This window comes from Caulobacter sp. UNC358MFTsu5.1, assembly GCF_000712075.1.
Taxonomy (GTDB): domain Bacteria; phylum Pseudomonadota; class Alphaproteobacteria; order Caulobacterales; family Caulobacteraceae; genus Caulobacter.
In genome coordinates, this window is sequence record NZ_JONW01000009.1 from 88,434 (window position 1) to 104,660 (window position 16,227).

General features: G+C 68.6%; 16 protein-coding genes. 5 read left to right on the forward strand and 11 right to left on the reverse strand.

Translation table 11 applies throughout. The annotated features are described in order from the left end of the window. Positions 1 to 37 precede the first annotated feature (37 nt). Positions 38 to 2,260 (reverse strand): TonB-dependent receptor, encoded by a 2,223-nt coding sequence (locus BR39_RS0117845; RefSeq protein ID WP_029914717.1) that lies wholly within the window; start codon positions 2,258 to 2,260, stop codon positions 38 to 40. A gap of 366 nt (positions 2,261 to 2,626) precedes the next feature. On the opposite strand from BR39_RS0117845, the gene manD reads away from it, so the two are divergent. Beyond that, positions 2,627 to 3,838 carry a D-mannonate dehydratase ManD gene (manD, locus tag BR39_RS0117850; protein ID WP_029914718.1) on the forward strand — a complete coding sequence of 404 codons (1,212 nt, stop codon included), beginning with the start codon at positions 2,627 to 2,629 and terminating at the stop codon, positions 3,836 to 3,838. Between the two features lie 112 nt (positions 3,839 to 3,950). On the opposite strand, the gene BR39_RS0117855 is transcribed toward manD, so the two are convergent. Beyond that, positions 3,951 to 4,346, reverse strand: coding sequence for a DUF983 domain-containing protein (locus tag BR39_RS0117855; protein ID WP_029914720.1), 396 nt, complete (start codon positions 4,344 to 4,346; stop codon positions 3,951 to 3,953). Between the two features lie 65 nt (positions 4,347 to 4,411). Here BR39_RS0117855 and BR39_RS0117860 point away from each other — a divergent pair, with 65 nt between their 5' ends. Further along, positions 4,412 to 5,782 (forward strand): PLP-dependent aminotransferase family protein, encoded by a 1,371-nt coding sequence (locus tag BR39_RS0117860; protein ID WP_035018646.1) that lies wholly within the window; start codon positions 4,412 to 4,414, stop codon positions 5,780 to 5,782. A gap of 119 nt (positions 5,783 to 5,901) precedes the next feature. Here the strand turns inward: BR39_RS0117860 and BR39_RS0117865 are convergent, their stop codons facing one another. Then, positions 5,902 to 6,471 carry a 2'-5' RNA ligase family protein gene (locus BR39_RS0117865; protein WP_029914724.1) on the reverse strand — a complete coding sequence of 190 codons (570 nt, stop codon included), beginning with the start codon at positions 6,469 to 6,471 and terminating at the stop codon, positions 5,902 to 5,904. Positions 6,472 to 6,569: 98 nt separating this feature from the next. Between BR39_RS0117865 and BR39_RS0117870 the strand changes: the two genes are divergently transcribed. Together BR39_RS0117870 and BR39_RS0117875 are read left to right on the forward strand one after the other, a co-directional pair. Continuing rightward, on the forward strand, positions 6,570 to 7,160 hold the full coding sequence (locus BR39_RS0117870; protein WP_029914725.1) for a hypothetical protein: 591 nt from the start codon (positions 6,570 to 6,572) through the stop codon (positions 7,158 to 7,160). 74 nt (positions 7,161 to 7,234) lie between these two features. Further along, positions 7,235 to 7,672: a D-Ala-D-Ala carboxypeptidase family metallohydrolase gene (locus BR39_RS0117875; protein WP_029914727.1), complete on the forward strand. Its 438-nt coding sequence runs from the start codon at positions 7,235 to 7,237 to the stop codon at positions 7,670 to 7,672. 249 nt (positions 7,673 to 7,921) lie between these two features. Here the strand turns inward: BR39_RS0117875 and BR39_RS27085 are convergent, their stop codons facing one another. After that, positions 7,922 to 8,083, reverse strand: coding sequence for a hypothetical protein (locus BR39_RS27085; protein ID WP_231499500.1), 162 nt, complete (start codon positions 8,081 to 8,083; stop codon positions 7,922 to 7,924). Between the two features lie 9 nt (positions 8,084 to 8,092). Here BR39_RS27085 and BR39_RS25885 point away from each other — a divergent pair, with 9 nt between their 5' ends. Then, entirely contained in the window at positions 8,093 to 8,986 is an 894-nt protein-coding gene (locus BR39_RS25885; RefSeq protein ID WP_231499501.1) for a sensor histidine kinase, read from the forward strand. 60 nt (positions 8,987 to 9,046) lie between these two features. Here BR39_RS25885 and guaA read toward each other — a convergent pair whose 3' ends face one another. The 7 genes from guaA to BR39_RS0117915 all read right to left on the reverse strand — a co-directional run bounded on the left by guaA (position 9,047) and on the right by BR39_RS0117915 (position 16,068). Next, positions 9,047 to 10,609, reverse strand: coding sequence for a glutamine-hydrolyzing GMP synthase (gene guaA, locus BR39_RS0117885; RefSeq protein ID WP_029914729.1), 1,563 nt, complete (start codon positions 10,607 to 10,609; stop codon positions 9,047 to 9,049). A gap of 62 nt (positions 10,610 to 10,671) precedes the next feature. Then, positions 10,672 to 11,952 carry an RsmB/NOP family class I SAM-dependent RNA methyltransferase gene (locus tag BR39_RS0117890; RefSeq protein ID WP_029914730.1) on the reverse strand — a complete coding sequence of 427 codons (1,281 nt, stop codon included), beginning with the start codon at positions 11,950 to 11,952 and terminating at the stop codon, positions 10,672 to 10,674. A gap of 8 nt (positions 11,953 to 11,960) precedes the next feature. Beyond that, positions 11,961 to 12,356: an MAPEG family protein gene (locus BR39_RS0117895; protein WP_029914731.1), complete on the reverse strand. Its 396-nt coding sequence runs from the start codon at positions 12,354 to 12,356 to the stop codon at positions 11,961 to 11,963. A 3-nt stretch (positions 12,357 to 12,359) separates the two neighbouring features. Then, positions 12,360 to 13,823 (reverse strand): IMP dehydrogenase, encoded by a 1,464-nt coding sequence (gene guaB, locus BR39_RS0117900; RefSeq protein ID WP_029914732.1) that lies wholly within the window; start codon positions 13,821 to 13,823, stop codon positions 12,360 to 12,362. Positions 13,824 to 13,923: 100 nt separating this feature from the next. Continuing rightward, the gene (locus BR39_RS0117905) at positions 13,924 to 14,136 is read right to left on the reverse strand and encodes a hypothetical protein (protein ID WP_029914733.1); all 213 of its coding nucleotides are present in this window, start codon (positions 14,134 to 14,136) and stop codon (positions 13,924 to 13,926) included. Between the two features lie 100 nt (positions 14,137 to 14,236). Continuing rightward, positions 14,237 to 14,944 carry an RlmE family RNA methyltransferase gene (locus BR39_RS0117910; protein ID WP_029914734.1) on the reverse strand — a complete coding sequence of 236 codons (708 nt, stop codon included), beginning with the start codon at positions 14,942 to 14,944 and terminating at the stop codon, positions 14,237 to 14,239. Continuing rightward, positions 14,941 to 16,068: a Ppx/GppA phosphatase family protein gene (locus tag BR39_RS0117915; protein ID WP_029914738.1), complete on the reverse strand. Its 1,128-nt coding sequence runs from the start codon at positions 16,066 to 16,068 to the stop codon at positions 14,941 to 14,943. Before BR39_RS0117915 ends, BR39_RS0117910 begins: the two co-directional genes overlap by 4 nt. Positions 16,069 to 16,227 lie beyond the last annotated feature (159 nt).

The window sequence follows — 16,227 nt, forward strand, 5'->3', positions numbered from 1 at the left end:
GAGGACCCCGGGAGAAAGTCCTAGTAGTTCAGCGCCCCTAGTAATTCAGAGAAAGGCGCACGCCCGCATAGCGGTGGAAGTCGCGCGCCGGCTGCAGTTCGGTGACCGTCTGGCTGCCGAAGTTGCCGTACTGGTTGGCGCCGTTCACGCCGTAGCTCTTGTCGAACACGTTGTTGACGAAGGCCACGACCTGCCAGCCGTCGTCCGGCTTGCGGAAGCCGCCCGAGACGTTGACCACGCCGTAGGCCTTCTGGACCGTGCCCGGGTCGGTGTTCAGCGAGAAGTTGACCTTGGTCTGATAGGCGTAGGCCGCCGAGAACAGCATTTCGTAGCTGCCGAGCGGCTGGGTGAAGTCCATGCCGGCGTTCAGCTTCCACTTGGGCGCGTTGGGCAGGGTCGCGCCCTTCAGGTCCTGGAACGAGGGCGAGCCGGCGACGCAGCCCTGGGCCGCGGTCTGGCCCGGCCAGCAGGCCGCCTTCGGGAACGAGGTGATCTTGGCGTCGACATAGGCGGCCGAGGCGTTGAACCGCAGCTCGCGGGTGACGATCGCCGTCGCCTCGACCTCCACGCCCTTGGTCAGCACCTTGCCGACGTTGGTCAGGCGGAAGTTCTGGGTGCCGCCGATCGTGTCGATGCCCTGGGCCTGGTAGTCGTCGTACTTCACGTGGAAGGCGGTGGCGTTCAGCATCACCCGGTGATCGAGCAGCTGGCTCTTCACCCCGACCTCGAACGACTTGGACTCTTCCGGCGCGATTGGACCGACGTCGGCGCGGGCCTGGTTGAAGCCGGTCGTCAGGTCGTAGGTCTGGCCCTTGTGGCCTGTGGCGTACGAACCGAACAGCATGACGTCGTCGGTCAGCTGGTGGCGCAGGCCCAGGCGATAGGTCGCCGACTTGTCGCTGTCGCCGCCCGAGAACTTGGCGTTGCCGTTCTGGATATCGTTGAAATAGTAGCCGATGTCTTCCTTCTGGTAGCGCAGGCCGACGATCGCCGTGGTCTTGGGCAGGAAGGTCCATTCAGCCTGGCCGAACGCCGCCTTGTTCTCCGAAGTGGCCATGGCGTACCACTGGGCCAGCGAGAAGACCGGGCCCCGCTTGAAGCTGCGGCGCAGGTCGTTGTCGCCGTAGAACAGGCCCAGGGTGTAGCGGAACGGCCCGTCGCCCGGCGACAGCAGGCGGAACTCCTGGGTGTTGGCCTTGGCCTTGAAGTACCCGCCCTGGGAGTTCTTGATCCCGGCATAGGACGTCCGGTCGGAGTCCAGCTGGTCGTCCAGGCGGAACTGGTCGTGCGAGGTGATCGAGACCAGGGTGAAGTCCTGGGGCAGGTCGTACTCGACCTTCAGCGACTGGCCGAAGCCCTCGCTCTTCGCATAGGGCGGCGTGTCGTTGCTGACCGTCAGGTTCTCCTCGCCCGGCACGACGCCCGGCATGGTGACGTTCGCGGTCAGGCCCGGCGTGCCGCGCAGGGTGGCGCCCGGCGTATAGACCCGCATCGTCGCGTTCGAGGTGGCGACGCCGTCGATATAGCTGGCGCCCAGCGTGACCTTCAGGTCCTCGATGGGCCGCCAGACCAGCTTGCCGCGGACCGAGGTCTCGTCGCGGCCGTTGACCTTCTTGCCGTCGTACAGGTTCTTGACGTTGCCTTCGTATTCGCTGCGGCTGGCGCTCAGGCGGAAGCCCAGGGTCTCGCCGATCGGGCCCGACAGGCTGACCGCGCCGCGGTATTCGTGGTCGTCGGTGGCCAGGGCGTTGGCCAGGACGCTGAACTGCGGGGTCGGGTCGCGGGTGGTGATGTTGATCAGGCCGGCCGAAGCGCTCTTGCCGTAGAGGGTGCTCTGCGGACCGCGCAGCACTTCCACGCGCTCGACGTCGGTCAGGTCGGAGAAGGCCCGGGCCTGGAACGAGACCGGCACGTCGTCCAGTTGGACCGCGACGCTGGGCTCGACGCCGATGCCGTAGGCGAAGGTGCCGATGCCGCGCAGCGCCACCGAGGCGTTGATCGGCTGGTCGGCCTGGCGGATGGTCAGGGACGGGGCGACGCGCGAGACGTCGGTGAATTCCTTGACGCCGGCGCTTTCCAGTTGACGGGCGGTGACGACCGAAACGGCCAGGGGCACGTTCTGGACGTTCTCGGCGCGCTTCTGGGCGGTGACGACCACCTCGTCCAGCGCGATGGCGTCGGGCGCGGCCTGGGCGAAGGCCGTGGTGGACATGGCCAGCAGGAGCGCGGGCGTGGACGCGCAGCAGAGCAGCCGCTTCATGGATTTCCCCTCTTCTCGACTCGTTTGGTGGCTTGTTCGCCGTGTCGATGGTCGGGAACCTAACAAGTGGCCAGGACACTTTCAAGATATTCCCCTGGCCTCTCCTCCAAATTCGATGACACCGGTTTCCGAAATTTTCGCGATTCCGGCCATGTGACCGTTATATTTGATGATTTCGCGGAGGAAAGTGTTCGAGAGGTGCGGGGATTCAAGACGCGTCGGGCGGCGCTCGCTTGACACCAGGGGTGGAAACGACGCAATTGGCCAGGCCACTTTTGAACTCTTTCGCGAATCCTCGGGGGCTCGCGGGAGCGCGGCGCGGCCCTGCACGCCGCGCGCGCCAGTCAGGATTTACGGAAGGCCCGCATGCTGAAGATCATCGACGCCAAGGTCATCGTCACCTGCCCGGGACGCAACTTCGTCACCCTGAAGATCACGACCTCCGACGGCGTGTACGGCATCGGCGACGCCACCCTGAACGGGCGCGAACTGGCCGTGGCCAGCTATCTGACCGACCATGTCATCCCCTGCCTGATCGGCCGCGACGCTCACCAGATCGAGGACATCTGGCAGTTCCTCTACCGCGGCGCCTACTGGCGGCGGGGCCCGGTGACGATGTCGGCCGTCGCCGCCGTCGACGTGGCGCTGTGGGACATCAAGGCCAAGGTCGCTGGCCTGCCGCTGTACCAGCTGCTGGGCGGCGCCAGCCGCACCGGCGTGATGGTCTACGGCCACGCCAACGGCGCGACGATCGAGGACACGATCAATGAGGCGCTGAACTACAAGGCCATGGGCTACAAGGCCATCCGCCTGCAGACCGGCGTGCCGGGCCTGGCCAGCACCTACGGCGTCTCGGGCGACAAGCTGTTCTACGAGCCGGCCGACGCGGCCCTGCCCACCGAGAACGTCTGGTCGACCAGCAAGTACCTGCCCACCGTGCCCAAGCTGTTCGAGGCGGCGCGCAAGGCGCTTGGCGAGGAAGTGCACCTGCTGCACGACAGCCATCACCGCCTCACGCCCATCGAGGCCGGCCGTCTGGGCAAAGACCTGGAGCCCTACCGTCCGTTCTGGCTGGAGGACGTCACCCCGGCCGAGAACCAGGCCAGCTTCCGCCTGATCCGCCAGCACACCACCACGCCCCTGGCCGTGGGCGAGGTGTTCAGCTCGATCTGGGACTGCAAGCAGCTGATCGACGAGCAGCTGATCGACTACATCCGCACGACCATCGTCCACGCCGGCGGGATCTCGCACCTGAAGCGCATCGCCGGCCTGGCCGAGATCAACAATGTGCGCACCGGCTTCCACGGCGCCACGGACCTGTCGCCGGTGTGCATGGGCGCGGCCCTGCACTTCGACCTGTGGGTCCCGAACTTCGGCATCCAGGAATACATGCGCCACACCGCCGATACCGACCGGGTATTCCCGCACGCCTACACCTTCAAGGACGGCGAGCTGCACCCCGGCGAAGCGCCCGGCCATGGCGTGGACATCGACGAGGACCTGGCCGCCCAGTTCCCCTACCGCCCCGCCAGCCTGCCGGTGAACCGCCTCGAGGATGGCACCCTGTTCAACTGGTGATCCCGCATGTCCCGTCCGCCTGCCGGACGGGATCGCGCGCCGCCTTCGCGCGGCGCGACGGAGGGGATGTCCGCACCGCCCCCGCCGCGGGCGTCCCCTCCCCTTGCCGTTCCTAGCGTTGCTCGACGCTGGAGGCGCCGCCCTCGCTGGCCTTGTGGATGTACTGCTCGGCCACCAGCCAGGCCTTCACGGGGCGCAGCGTGCCCAGGCAGCCGGCCAGCAGGGCCGGGAACACGGTCGCGAACTGCACCCACAGCGGCGGGTTCCAGGCGACGACCGCCCAGGCCCAGATCGCGATCACCACGATGCCGACGCCGGTCATGACGAAGAAGGCCGGGCCGTCGGCCGGATCGGCAAAGCTGAAGTCCTGGCCGCAGCGGTCACAACGCTTGGCCAGCCGCAGGAAGCCCGCGAACAGCTTGCCTTCGCCGCAGCGGGGGCAGCGGCACGTCAGCCCCGCCTGCAGGCTGGTGGGGTTGTCATAGTGGGTGAGAAGGGGCCGGTCCATACAATGCGCGCCTTGTTGCATACATTACCAATAGAATGTATGTATCGCGCCATGGAAAAGCAACCATGACCCGCGACCGGCCCACGGCTGGCTGGCTGAGGCACGTCGCCACGGGCGGCGGCCGACCGATCTACCTGGCCCTGGTCGAGGCCCTGGAAACCGCCGTCCGCGAGGGCGAGCTGCAGCCCGGCGACCAGTTGCCGCCCCAGCGCGCCGTGGCCGACCAGCTGGGCGTCGATTTCACCACCGTGACCCGCGCCTACGGCGCCGCCCGGGCGCGCGGACTGGTCGAGGGCGCGGTGGGGCGCGGCACCTTCGTGCGTCGCCGCGCCGTGGACGACGAGGCCGGCTTGGTCGACCTGAGCATGAATCTGCCGCCCCCGCCCCAGGGCGTGTCGCTGGCCGCCCTGCTCAAGGAGACGACCGCCGCGGTCCTCGAGCGCACCGACGTCGCGACCCTGATGGCCTATCACGCCGGGGCCGGCGCGCCGGGCCAGCGGGCCGCCGGCGCGGCCTGGCTGGCGCCGGTGCTGGGCGAGATCGGCCCCGAGCGGATCGTGGTCTGTCCCGGCGCCCAGTCGGCCTTGACCGCCGTCCTGACCACCCTCGCCAAGCCCGGCGACCGCATCGTCGTCGAGCCCTTGACCTATCCCGGGATCATCGCCCTGGCCGAGCGCCTGGGCGTGAGGCTCGTCCCCTGCCCGGTCGACGACGAAGGATTCCTGCCCGAGGCGCTGGAGCGGCTCTGCGCCGAGGAGCGGCCGGCCGCCATCTATCTGGTTCCGACCACCCGCAATCCGGTCGCCACGACCATGGGCCTGGCGCGGCGCCGGGCGATCGCGGCCATCGTCGGGGCCAGCGACGCCTGGCTGATCGAGGACGATCCCTACAGCCGGCTGTTCGACAGTCCCCTGCCCGCCCTGGCCGCCCTGGCGCCCGAACACACCCTGCACATCGCCACCCTGTCGAAGACCCTGACGCCCGGCCTGCGGACCGCGTTCCTGGCGGCGCCGCCCGGCCCGATGGCCGCGCGGGTGGCCGAGGCGCTGCGCGCCACCGCCCTGATGGGTTCGCCCCTGACCACGGCCGTCGCCGTCCGCTGGATCCGCGACGGCCTAGCCGACCGCATCCTGGCGGGCGTGCGGCTGGAGGCCCGCGCCCGCCGCGCCATCGCCGCCGAGGTCCTGCCCGCGGCGCGCGGCGACGCCGAGAGCCTCCACGTCTGGCTGGACCTGCCCGCCGGCGTCGACCCGGCCGGCCTTCGCGCCCTGGCGGCGGCGCGCGGCCTGGCCCTGGTCACGGCCGACGCCTTCGCCGCGACGCCCGACGCCCCCGGCGGCCTGCGCATTTCGCTGGGCGGTCCGGCCAAGGCGGCGCAGCTGCGCGAGGCCCTGGGCAATGTCGCGGCCCTGCTGAAGCCGACCGCGATCGTCTGAACCAACAAAAACCCCGGAGCCTGACGGCGCCGGGGTCAGTTCAAATCAAGGGGGGATACAGCTGGACAATGCGCGAAACGGCGATTGGTTCAGCTTGGACGCGAATTTCCTTCGCGGGCTCAGCCCAGCGTCCACCGCGCCAGCGGAATGTGCTCGGTTCGCCCCAGCAGGCTGTGGACCAGGGTGAAGCCGCCCACGGTCCATCTGACGGGCTCGATCGCCTGCTCGCCGATCAGCTGCCGGTCGTAGAGCATCGTCACGTGCGGGGTGAAGGTCTTGTCCACCCACTTGCCGCCGCCGGCTCTCGCCATCGCCAGGCCCAGGTCGCGCTGGAAGGCCTTCAGCGCCTCCAGCCCGTCGCCGCCTTGCAGGACGAAGGGATTGTTGCCGCCGTTGTGGAAGCTGGCGGCGCGGTCGAAGGCCACCTCGAAGGGCGCGGTCGCGATCGCCTGAGCCGCCTCGCCGGCCATGGCCACGATGTCGCGCCGCACGCCGGCATGGTCGCCCAGATGGTGCAGCGTGATGTGGAAGCGCTCGGCCGCCAGCGGCCGGCCGCTCAGCCGGTGCGCCGTGCGCAGCGCATCGGCCCGCCGGGCGATGTCGGCCGCCGTCGCCGGGTCGGGAAAGATCGCGAAGAACAGCCGGTCGGTGGCCGGCGGCACGTCGAAGAGGGAGAACTGGTCGGACACCCCCGCACCCTGCCCGGATTCCGGGACCGGCGCCACGACCTCCCAACACGCGAAACCAGGGGCTAGCGCACAACCGCGCCGAGTGGTCATCTTGCGGCATGCAGGTCGCCCCGCCCACCCACGATCTCCTGGTCCACGCCCGCACGATGATCAGCATCATCATGGGCCTCAGCCTGGCGCGGCTGCTGAACGGCGTCGCCGGCCTGATCCAGCATCCCAAGAAGGAGCACCTGTGGTGGCCCCACCTGTGCTGGGTGCTCTACATGATGGTCTCGATCACCGCCTTCTGGTGGTGGCAGTTCCAGCTGACCGAACTGCGGGCCCTCACCTTCGAGACCTATCTCTTCCTGATCTCGGAAGCGGCGATGATCTTCCTGCTGTGCAGCGTGATCTTCCCCACCGAGATCAGCGAGTACGACGGCTACGGCGACTACTTCATGTCGCGGCGGGCCTGGTTCTTCGGCCTGCTGATCGTCAGCCTTCTCATGGACGTCCTGGACACCCTGCTGAAGGGCGTGGCGCACTTCCTGAGCCTCAGCCCGGAATATCCGATCCGCATCGCCCTGATGGTCGGGCTCAGCCTGGCCGGCTGCTTCATCCGCAACCTGCGCTTCCACACGCTCTTCGCCGGCGGCGCCCTGATCTATTTCGTGATCTACGTCGCCCGCCACTACGGCCACATTCAGTAGGCGCCCCTTGAGAAATTCCCGCTTGGATTGTGTCGCGTAAACGCTAACCTCTGACGGCACCAGGAGGGGCGCTCATGAAACTCAGCGCGCATTTCTCGCTCGAGGAATTCACGATCTCCAGCAAGGCCCTGTCGATGGGCGTGAAGAACGACCCGACGCCCGCGCATCTGGAGAACCTCAAGCGGCTGGCCGAACGGATGGAGGGGGTCCGGGCGCTGTTCAACCGGCCGATCGAGATCACCAGCGCCTATCGCAATCCCCAGGTGAACGCCGCGGTCGGGGGCGTGCCCAACTCGGCCCACGCCCTGGGCCACGCCGCCGACTTCCATGTCGACAGCCTCACCGACCTGGAAGCCGCCAAGACCATCCGCGACAGCGGGCTGAAGTTCGACCAGCTGATCTACGAGAAGAGCCGCTGCGTGCACATCAGCTTCGATCCCAGGCTGCGCCAGCAGGTCTTGCGCCAGCCCGGCGGTCCCGGCTCGACGGTCTATAACGGCCTGGAACCCTAGGCTTCCGATCTCACGCGCCGGTATTTCCCGTACGCGGCGGGGCGAACCTTCGCTTCCGGGCGTTTCAGGAACCGATGGCTTTCGCCCGCATTTCGCGACGGGTGTTCCGCACACGTCTGATCGCGCCGGTTGAAATATAAATCCGAAACTCCGGATGCGCGGCGATGAAATATATGCGTTCTCTTCGCGTGCCTCGTCGCGCGAATCCTGCACAGTGGCTTGCGTGAGACGAACAATCAAAACACAGGGCTAAATACCGAAATGCATACGGCTCACGAGATGAGCGAATGGTCCGCGTTTAGCTTGCACGAATCCATACTCGACGCCGTTGCCGCGAATGTTGCGATCCTGAACGACCAGGGCGAAATCATCGCGGTTAATGACGCCTGGATGCAGTTCGCCGAGTTTCACGAATTGCCTGTGGAAAACTACGGACTAGGCCTCGACTATATCTCGTTCTGCGAGAGCCTCGACGCGCCTGACGCAGCGGAAGCCAGACAGGGTCTGCGCGATCTGCTTGCCGGCGAGCCTGGTCCCCTGCGTTTTGAATACCAGATCTTCCTGGACAACGGCCCGCTGTGGACCCGGCTGACCGCGACGCGGATTTCGCGCGACGATCGGACCCTGATCGTCCTGGCGCACGAGGACATCACGGTCCAACGCCACACCCAGGCCGCGCTGGGACGAGCCACCGCCGCCCTGCTCCACGCCGAGGACGACGAGCGCCGGCGGATCGCGCGCGAACTCCACGACGGCACGGCCCAATACCTGACCGGCGCCAAGCTCATGTTGGGCGCGATGAAGGCCGAAGGCCGCGCCGAGAAGACCCGCGTCGAGGTCGAGGCCCTGCTCGCCAACGCGCTGGAGGAAATCCGCAGCCTGTCCTACGTGCTGCATCCCCCGGGCCTGGAGGAGATGGGGTTGGGGCCGGCCATCCGGCAGATGGCGGAAGGCTTCGCCCGCCGCACCGGTCTGGCCCTGCAGATCGATATCGCCGACGACTTCCCCAAGATGGCCCGGTCGATCGAGGTGGCGCTCTATCGCGTCGCCCAGGAAGCCCTGGCCAACGTGCATCGCCACGCCGGCAGCCCCCGGGCGACCATCGGCCTGCGCCAGGCGGGCGAGATGGTGCTGCTGTCGATCCGCGACTACGGCGTCGGCCTGCCCGAAAACACCCAGGCGACGGCCGGCGTCGGCCTGGCCGGCATGCGCCTGAGGCTGGAGTTCGTGAACGGCCACATCTCGCTGAACAACGCGGTCCCAGGCCTGCTGGTGGAGGCCTGGGCGCCGTTCCAGCCGAAGGCGGCCGGCTAGAGCGCTTTCAAGCGAAGTGGGAACCGGTTCGCGTGAAGAAAGCGCGTCAAAGCCGGAAACCTACTCCCACTCGATCGTGCCGGGCGGCTTGGAGGTCACGTCGTAGACCACGCGGTTGACGCCGCGGACCTCGTTGATGATCCGGGTGGCGGTCTTGCCCAGCACGTCCCACGGGAATTCGAAGAAGTCGGCGGTCATGCCGTCGGTCGAGGTGACCGCGCGCAGGGCCAGGACGTTCTCGTAGGTGCGGGCGTCGCCCATGACCCCGACCGTCTTGACGGGAAGGAGCACGGCGAAGGCCTGCCAGATCTTGTCGTAGAGGCCGGCGTTGCGGATCTCTTCCAGATAGATGGCGTCGGCGTCCTGCAGGACCTTGACCTTCTCGGGCGTGATGTCGCCGGGAATGCGGATGGCCAGGCCCGGGCCGGGGAACGGGTGGCGGCCGACGAAGGCCGGGGCCAGGCCCAGCTCGACGCCCAGGGCGCGGACCTCGTCTTTGAACAGCTCGCGCAGCGGCTCGACCAGCTTCAGCTTCATGTAGTCCGGCAGGCCGCCCACGTTGTGGTGGCTCTTGATCACCGCCGACGGACCGCCGCGCGCCGAGACGCTCTCGACCACGTCCGGATAGAGCGTGCCCTGGGCCAGGAACGCCGCGCCCTCGATCTTGGCGGCTTCCTTGTCGAAGACGTCGATGAACAGCTTGCCGATCGTCTTGCGCTTGGTCTCGGGGTCGGAGACGCCCGCCAGTTCGCCCAGGAACAGGTCGCCGGCGTCCACGTGGATCAGCGGGATGTTGTAGTGGTCGCGGAACAGGGTCACGACCTGCTCGGCCTCGTTCTTGCGCAGCAGGCCGGTGTCGACGAAGACGCAGGTCAGCTGGGCGCCGATCGCCTCGTGGATCAGGACGGCGGCCACCGAGCTGTCGACGCCGCCCGACAGGCCACAGATCACCTTGCCGTCGCCGACCTGGTCGCGGATCTTCTGGACCATCTCCTGGCGGAAGGCCGCCATGGTCCAGTCGCCCTTCAGGCCGGCGATGTTGAACAGGAAGTTCTTGTAGATCTTGGCGCCGTTGACGGTGTGGACCACCTCGGGGTGGAACTGCACGCCGTAGATCTTGCGGGCGTCGTTGGCGATGGCGGCGAAGGGCGCGCCCGTCGAGGTGGCGATCACCTCGAAGCCTTCCGGGATGGCGGTGACGCGGTCGCCGTGGCTCATCCACACGGTTTCCAGTCCGCCGACCTCGGCCAGGCCCTGGAACAGCGGGCTTTGCTTGCCGATGGTCAGCTCGGCGCGGCCGAATTCGCCGGCGTGGCCGCCCTCGACCTTGCCGCCCAGCACGTCGCACAGCAGCTGCTCGCCGTAGCAGACGCACAGCATCGGCACGCCCAGATCGAACAGCTTGGTCCCGATCCGGGGGCTGTCGGCCTCCAGCACGCTGGCGGGGCCGCCCGACAGGATGATCGCCGAAGGCTTGTAGTCGTCGACCAGGCCTTCGGCCTTGTCGAACGGATGGATTTCGCAATAGACGCCGGCCTCGCGCACCCGGCGCGCGATCAGCTGGGTCACCTGGCTGCCGAAGTCGACGATCAGGACGCGCTGGTGATGGGGTTCGGCGGTCATAGGGTCAGGCTCTCCAGCGTTCGTCGTTTCGGTTCGGTCTCCCCTGCGGGAGCAATCCAGGTTCAGGGCGCGTAGGACCCGCGCTCGATCACGGCGGCGAAGAAGCCGTCCGTGCCGGCGCGATGCGGGGTCAGGCGCAGATAGCCTTCCGGCGTGATGTGCTGCTCGACGCCGGCCAGGGTGACGGGCTTCACCGAGAAGCCCGGATGGCGCTCGACGAAGGCCGCCACGCGGTCCTCGTTCTCCTCGGCCAGCAGCGAGCAGGTGACATAGATCAGGCGGCCTCCGGGCTTCACGAAGTCCGAGGCGTCGGCCAGCACGGCGTCCTGCTCGATCTGGCGCTTGGCCAGTTGGTCGGGCGACAGGCGCCACTTGGCGTCGGGGTGGCGGCGCCAAGTGCCCGAGCCGGTGCACGGCGCGTCGACGAACACCAGGTCCAGCTTGCCTTCCAGGCCCTTCAGCGGCGCGCCCTCTATCGGCGAGCGGATCTGCAGGTTGCGGACCCCTGCCCTCTGGCCGCGACGGATGGTGTCGGCCAGGCGGCGGGCGTCGCTGTCGTGGGCGTAGATCTGGCCGCGATTGTCCATGGCGGCGGCCAGGGCCAGGGTCTTGCCCCCGCCCCCGGCGCAGAAGTCCAGCACCTGCTTGCCCTTGACGTCGCCCGCCACGGCGGCGGCGATCTGCGAGCCCAGGTCCTGAACCTCGAACCAGCCCTTGGAGAAGGCGGGCACGGCCTCGACCGACGGCGTGCGGTCGGCGGCCTGGGGCGCGGGGATGCGGAAGGCGGTGTCCAGCACCCCCGCGGGTTCGGCGCCGATCAGGGCGACGGCCTTGGCGCCGCGCTCGACGTCGGTCTTCAGCAGGTTGATGCGCAGATCGACCGGGGCGCGCTCGGACAGGGCGGCCATCTCGGCGGCCCGGCTCTCGCCCAGCGCCCGCGCCAGCGAGGCGTCCATCCAGTCGGAATAGTCGCCGGCCACGGCGGGCGGCGCGTCGTCCAGCGCGCGCGGCGAGGCGACGCGTTCGCGCTCGGCGTCGGTCAGGGCGCCGGGGCCGTGCTCCTCGCCGGCCGCCTCGGCGATGCGGTCGACCGGCCATTTCCAGTCGTGGGCCAGCACGCCCAGCACCACGCCGCGCGGGCTGTCGTCGCCCATCATCCAGCCCAGCGAGCGCTTGCGGCGCAGGGCGTCCAGCGCCAGGCCCGACACGAAGGCGCGGTCCTTGGAGCCGGCGTACCGGGCGCTCTCGCCCCAGCGCTTCAGCGCCATCCGTACGGGGAAATGACGCGTCTCGATCTCGGTGAAGACCTCGATCGCCGCTGCTAGTCTGCCGCCGTCGCGCATTTTTGCTTTCAGATCACCAAGGCCGCCAGGATCAGGCCGATGCCGATCAGGGAAGCCAGCCAGACCAGCGACCGGACGACCGGCACGCCGAAGGCGTAGAGGAAGATGTAGACCGCCCGCGCCCCGACATAGAGCACCGCTCCATGGGCCGAGAGCATGCCGAGGCGTCCGCCCAGATAGGCGACCAGCACGGCGGCGGCGAAGAACGGGAAGGTCTCGCGGAAATTGGCGAAGGCGCGCTCCAGGCGCCCCGCCATTCCCGTCAGCACCACCGGCGTGTCGCGCGGCCCGATGTTCCACTTCAGACCACGCTGCGGCTGGGCGGCCGCGGCCGCCCAGAGCAGGTGGACCAGGCCGATCACGACGGCCCAGCCCAGCATCTGAAGTTCGAGGGCCATCCGCACGGCCTAGACCGCGCTCGGATAGTTCGGCGCTTCCCGGGTGATCATCACGTCGTGGACGTGGCTCTCACGCAGGCCGGCGCCGGTGATCCGCACGAAGCGGGCTCGACGCTGGAATTCGAGGATGTCGGGCGCGCCGACATAGCCCATGGCGGCTCGCAGGCCGCCGACCAGCTGGTGCAGCACCGGGGCGATCGGGCCCTTGAAAGGCGTTTGCCCTTCAATGCCTTCCGGCACCAGCTTGAAGCTGTCGGTGATGTCCTTCTGGAAGTAGCGGTCGGCCGAGCCGCGGGCCATGGCGCCCACCGAACCCATGCCGCGATAGCTCTTGTACGAGCGGCCCTGGTACAGGAACACCTCGCCGGGCGCCTCTTCGGTGCCGGCGAACATCGAGCCCATCATGGCGGTCGAGGCCCCGGCCGCGATGGCCTTGGCCAGGTCGCCCGAGTACTTGATGCCGCCGTCGGCGATCACCGGCGTGCCGCTGTCGCGGGCCGCGCGGACGGCTTCGGCGATGGCGGTCAGCTGGGGCACGCCCACACCGGCGACGATGCGGGTGGTGCAGATGCTGCCCGGACCGATGCCGACCTTCACCGCGTCGGCGCCGGCGTCGATCAGGGCGCGGGCGGCGTCGTAGGTGGCGATGTTGCCCGCCACGATCTGCACGCGGTTGGCTTCGCGCTTCAGGCGGGCGACCGCCTGGGCGACCTGGCTGGAGTGGCCGTGGGCGGTGTCGATGACGACGACGTCCACGCCGGCCTCCACCAAGCCCATCGAGCGCTCGAAGCCGGCGTCGCCGACGGTCGAGGCCGCGCCGACCAGCAGCCGGCCCTTGTCGTCCTTGGCGGCCAGGGGGTGAGCCTGGGCCTTCTCGATGTCCTTGACGGTGATCAGGCCGACGGCGCGGTAGGCGTCGTCGACGACGATCAGGCGCTCGATCTTGTGCTTGCGCAGCAGCTCGCGCGCCTCGCGATGATCGATGCCTTCCGAGACCGTGATCAGGTTCTCGCGGGTCATCAGGGCCGAGGCCGGGACCTTGTCGTCGCCCTCGAACCGCATGTCGCGGTTGGTCAGGATGCCGACCAGCTTGCCGCTCTTGGCCTCCACCACGGGAAAGCCCGAGATCTTGCGCCGGGCCTTGATCTCGCGGATCTCGGCCAGGGTGGTTTCGGGATTGATGGTCAGCGGGTTGATGACCATGCCGCTTTCGTAACGCTTCACTTCGCGCACGTGGTCGGCTTGCTCTTCCACCGTCAGGTTGCGGTGCAGGATGCCCATGCCGCCGGCCTGGGCCATGGCGATGGCGAGCCGGCTTTCGGTGACCGTGTCCATGGCGGCGGACACGAGCGGGATGTTCAGACTGATTTCACGCGTGAACTTGGTCTCGGTCGTCACCTGGGTGGGCATGACGTCTGACGGACCGGGTTCGAGCAAAACGTCGTCGAAGGTGAGCCCTTCGCGAATCTCCATTGGAGTCTCCATTTTGCGGCGCGGGTATAGCGTCGGGACGACGACCTGTCGACCCGCCCGACCGCAGAAATGGGACGAAAGTTCGCGAGCGCCAGGCGCCCTACTTCACCGGCTTGGCGCCGGGCGAGCCGCATTTGACGAACTTGCCCTTGGCGTCCTTGCACTGCTTGGGCTTGGCCGGCGCGGAAGCGGCCGCCGGGCATTTGATGAACTTGCCCTTGGAGTCGCGGCACTGCTTGTCGGCCAGGGCGGACGAGCCGAAAGCCGACAGGGCGAAGGCCAGGGCGACGGCGAGGCTGAAAGACTTGGACATCGGGCTACTCTCACGACTGCGCGTGACTGCGCGCCGCAGAGAACAGGCCCGCCGGCGCCGCCCGACAATCGGTCGAACACCCTAGCCGGGCCTGGAGGGCTTACCGGCCCTTGAACCCGGTCGCCACGAGGAAGACCTCGGAACTGTCGCTGCGGCTGGCCTTGGGCTTGAAGTGCACGACCTTGTCGAAGTGCTTCTTCAGGCGGGCGATCACCTCGGCCGTCTCGCCGCCCTGGAAGGCCTTGGCCACGAAGGCGCCGCCAGGCTTGAGCACCTCGATGGCGAACTCGGCGCCGATCTCGATCAGGCCCACGATCCGCAGGTGGTCGGTCTCGCGGTGGCCGACGGTGTTGGGGGCCATGTCCGACATCACCAGGTCGGGCGCGCCGCCCAGCAGCTCGATCAGCTTGGGCGGACAGGACGGGTCGGTGAAGTCCATCTCCAGGATGTGGGCCGGGGCCACCGGGTCGACCGGCAGCAGGTCGACGCCGACCAGCTGGGTCACGCCGCGCTCGACGGCGATCTGCAGCCAGCCGCCGGGCGCGCAGCCCAGGTCGATCACCCGCGCGTTCTTGCGGAAGAAATGGAACTTGTCGTCGATCTCGCTGATCTTGAACGCCGCGCGGCTGCGATAGCCCAGGGCGCGAGCCTTGGCCGAGAACGGGTCGTTGATCTGGCGCTCCAGCCAGGCCTGCTGGCTGGGCGTGCGGCCGAAGGCGGTCTTCAGGCGCGCCGGCTTGGCGCGGCCGCTCTCGTTGCCGCCGGCCGGCGGCTTGACCATGCGCTTGCGGGGAGGTTCGTCGTTCATGCGTTCACCGTCGAGGGGCGGGACGACCGACCGGCGCCGCCTCGCCGACGCCGGCGCGGCTTCTTCTGCTGATCGGACATCAGGGACATCAGGAGCCCCTCTCTAAGCCCCCTGTCGGCGACACGCACGCGCGAACACGGCCAAAGCTCCTGGACGGCCTGCAATATCGCCGCGCCGGCCAGCACCAGGTCGGCGCGATCGGCCCCGATGCAGGGCTCCAGGGCCCGCTCCCGCGCGGTCAGGGCCAGCAGCCGGTCGGCCGCCGCCTCGCATTCCTGGCGCTGCATCCACAGGCCGTCGACGATGTTGCGGTCGTAGCGCGGCAGGCCCAGGTGCAGGCCGGCCAGGCTGGTGATGGCGCCCGAGGTGCCGACCATGTGGGCCCGGCCGCTCTCGAAAAGCCGTCGCATCGGCTCCGCGTGCGGGAAGGCTTCGATCCGCGCCTTGACCGCGTCGACCATGGCCCGGAACCAGCCCTCCTCCGCCCGCTCGCCCTCGGGGAAGCGCTCGGCCAGGGTGACCACGCCGATCGGGATCGACAGCCAGGCCTTGATCGGCAGCTTCCAGGTCGCGAACTGGCGGGGTTTGCTGTCCAGCCCCTCGCCCTTGAGGTCCACCCAGGACAGCTCGGTCGAGCCGCCCCCGACATCGACCACCAGAGCGGCCTCGGCGTCGCGGTCGAACAGGCTCATGCAGCCGGCCACGGACAGCTGGGCCTCTTCCTTGGGCGTGATGATCTGCAGCCGCAGGCCCGTCTCCTCGGCGACCCGGCGCACGAAATCGGGGCCATTGGCCGCGCCCCGGCAGGCCTGGGTGGCCACGGCCTTGACCCGCACCACCTTGCGGCGGCGGATCTTCTCGGCGCAGACCTTCAGGGCCGCCATCGAGCGATCCATGGCCTCGTCGGACAGCTGTCCTGTCTGGGAAAGCCCCTCGCCCAGCCGGACGATCCGGGAGTAGGCCTCGACGACGCGGAAGCCGCGCGGTGAAGGCGTGGCCACCAGCAGGCGGCAGTTGTTCGTACCCAGGTCGAGCGCCGCATAGCACGACTGCTCGCCTGGCGGCCGGCGCCGGCCCGAGCCCGAAGGCTGAGGCGCGCCGGGCGCTCGCGGCGCCTCCGACATGGTCGTTCCACCTTGTCTCGCAGGCGATTCGAGCCGAACCGCCTCACTTCGGGAGCGAGCATAGCGGCCGGATTCCCCCACCGGAAGGCCTCGCCTTGTTATCCGGCCACGGAACTCTACGTTCAGGTTCTAGTCAGGAGACTCGTGTAAACTGCGCGA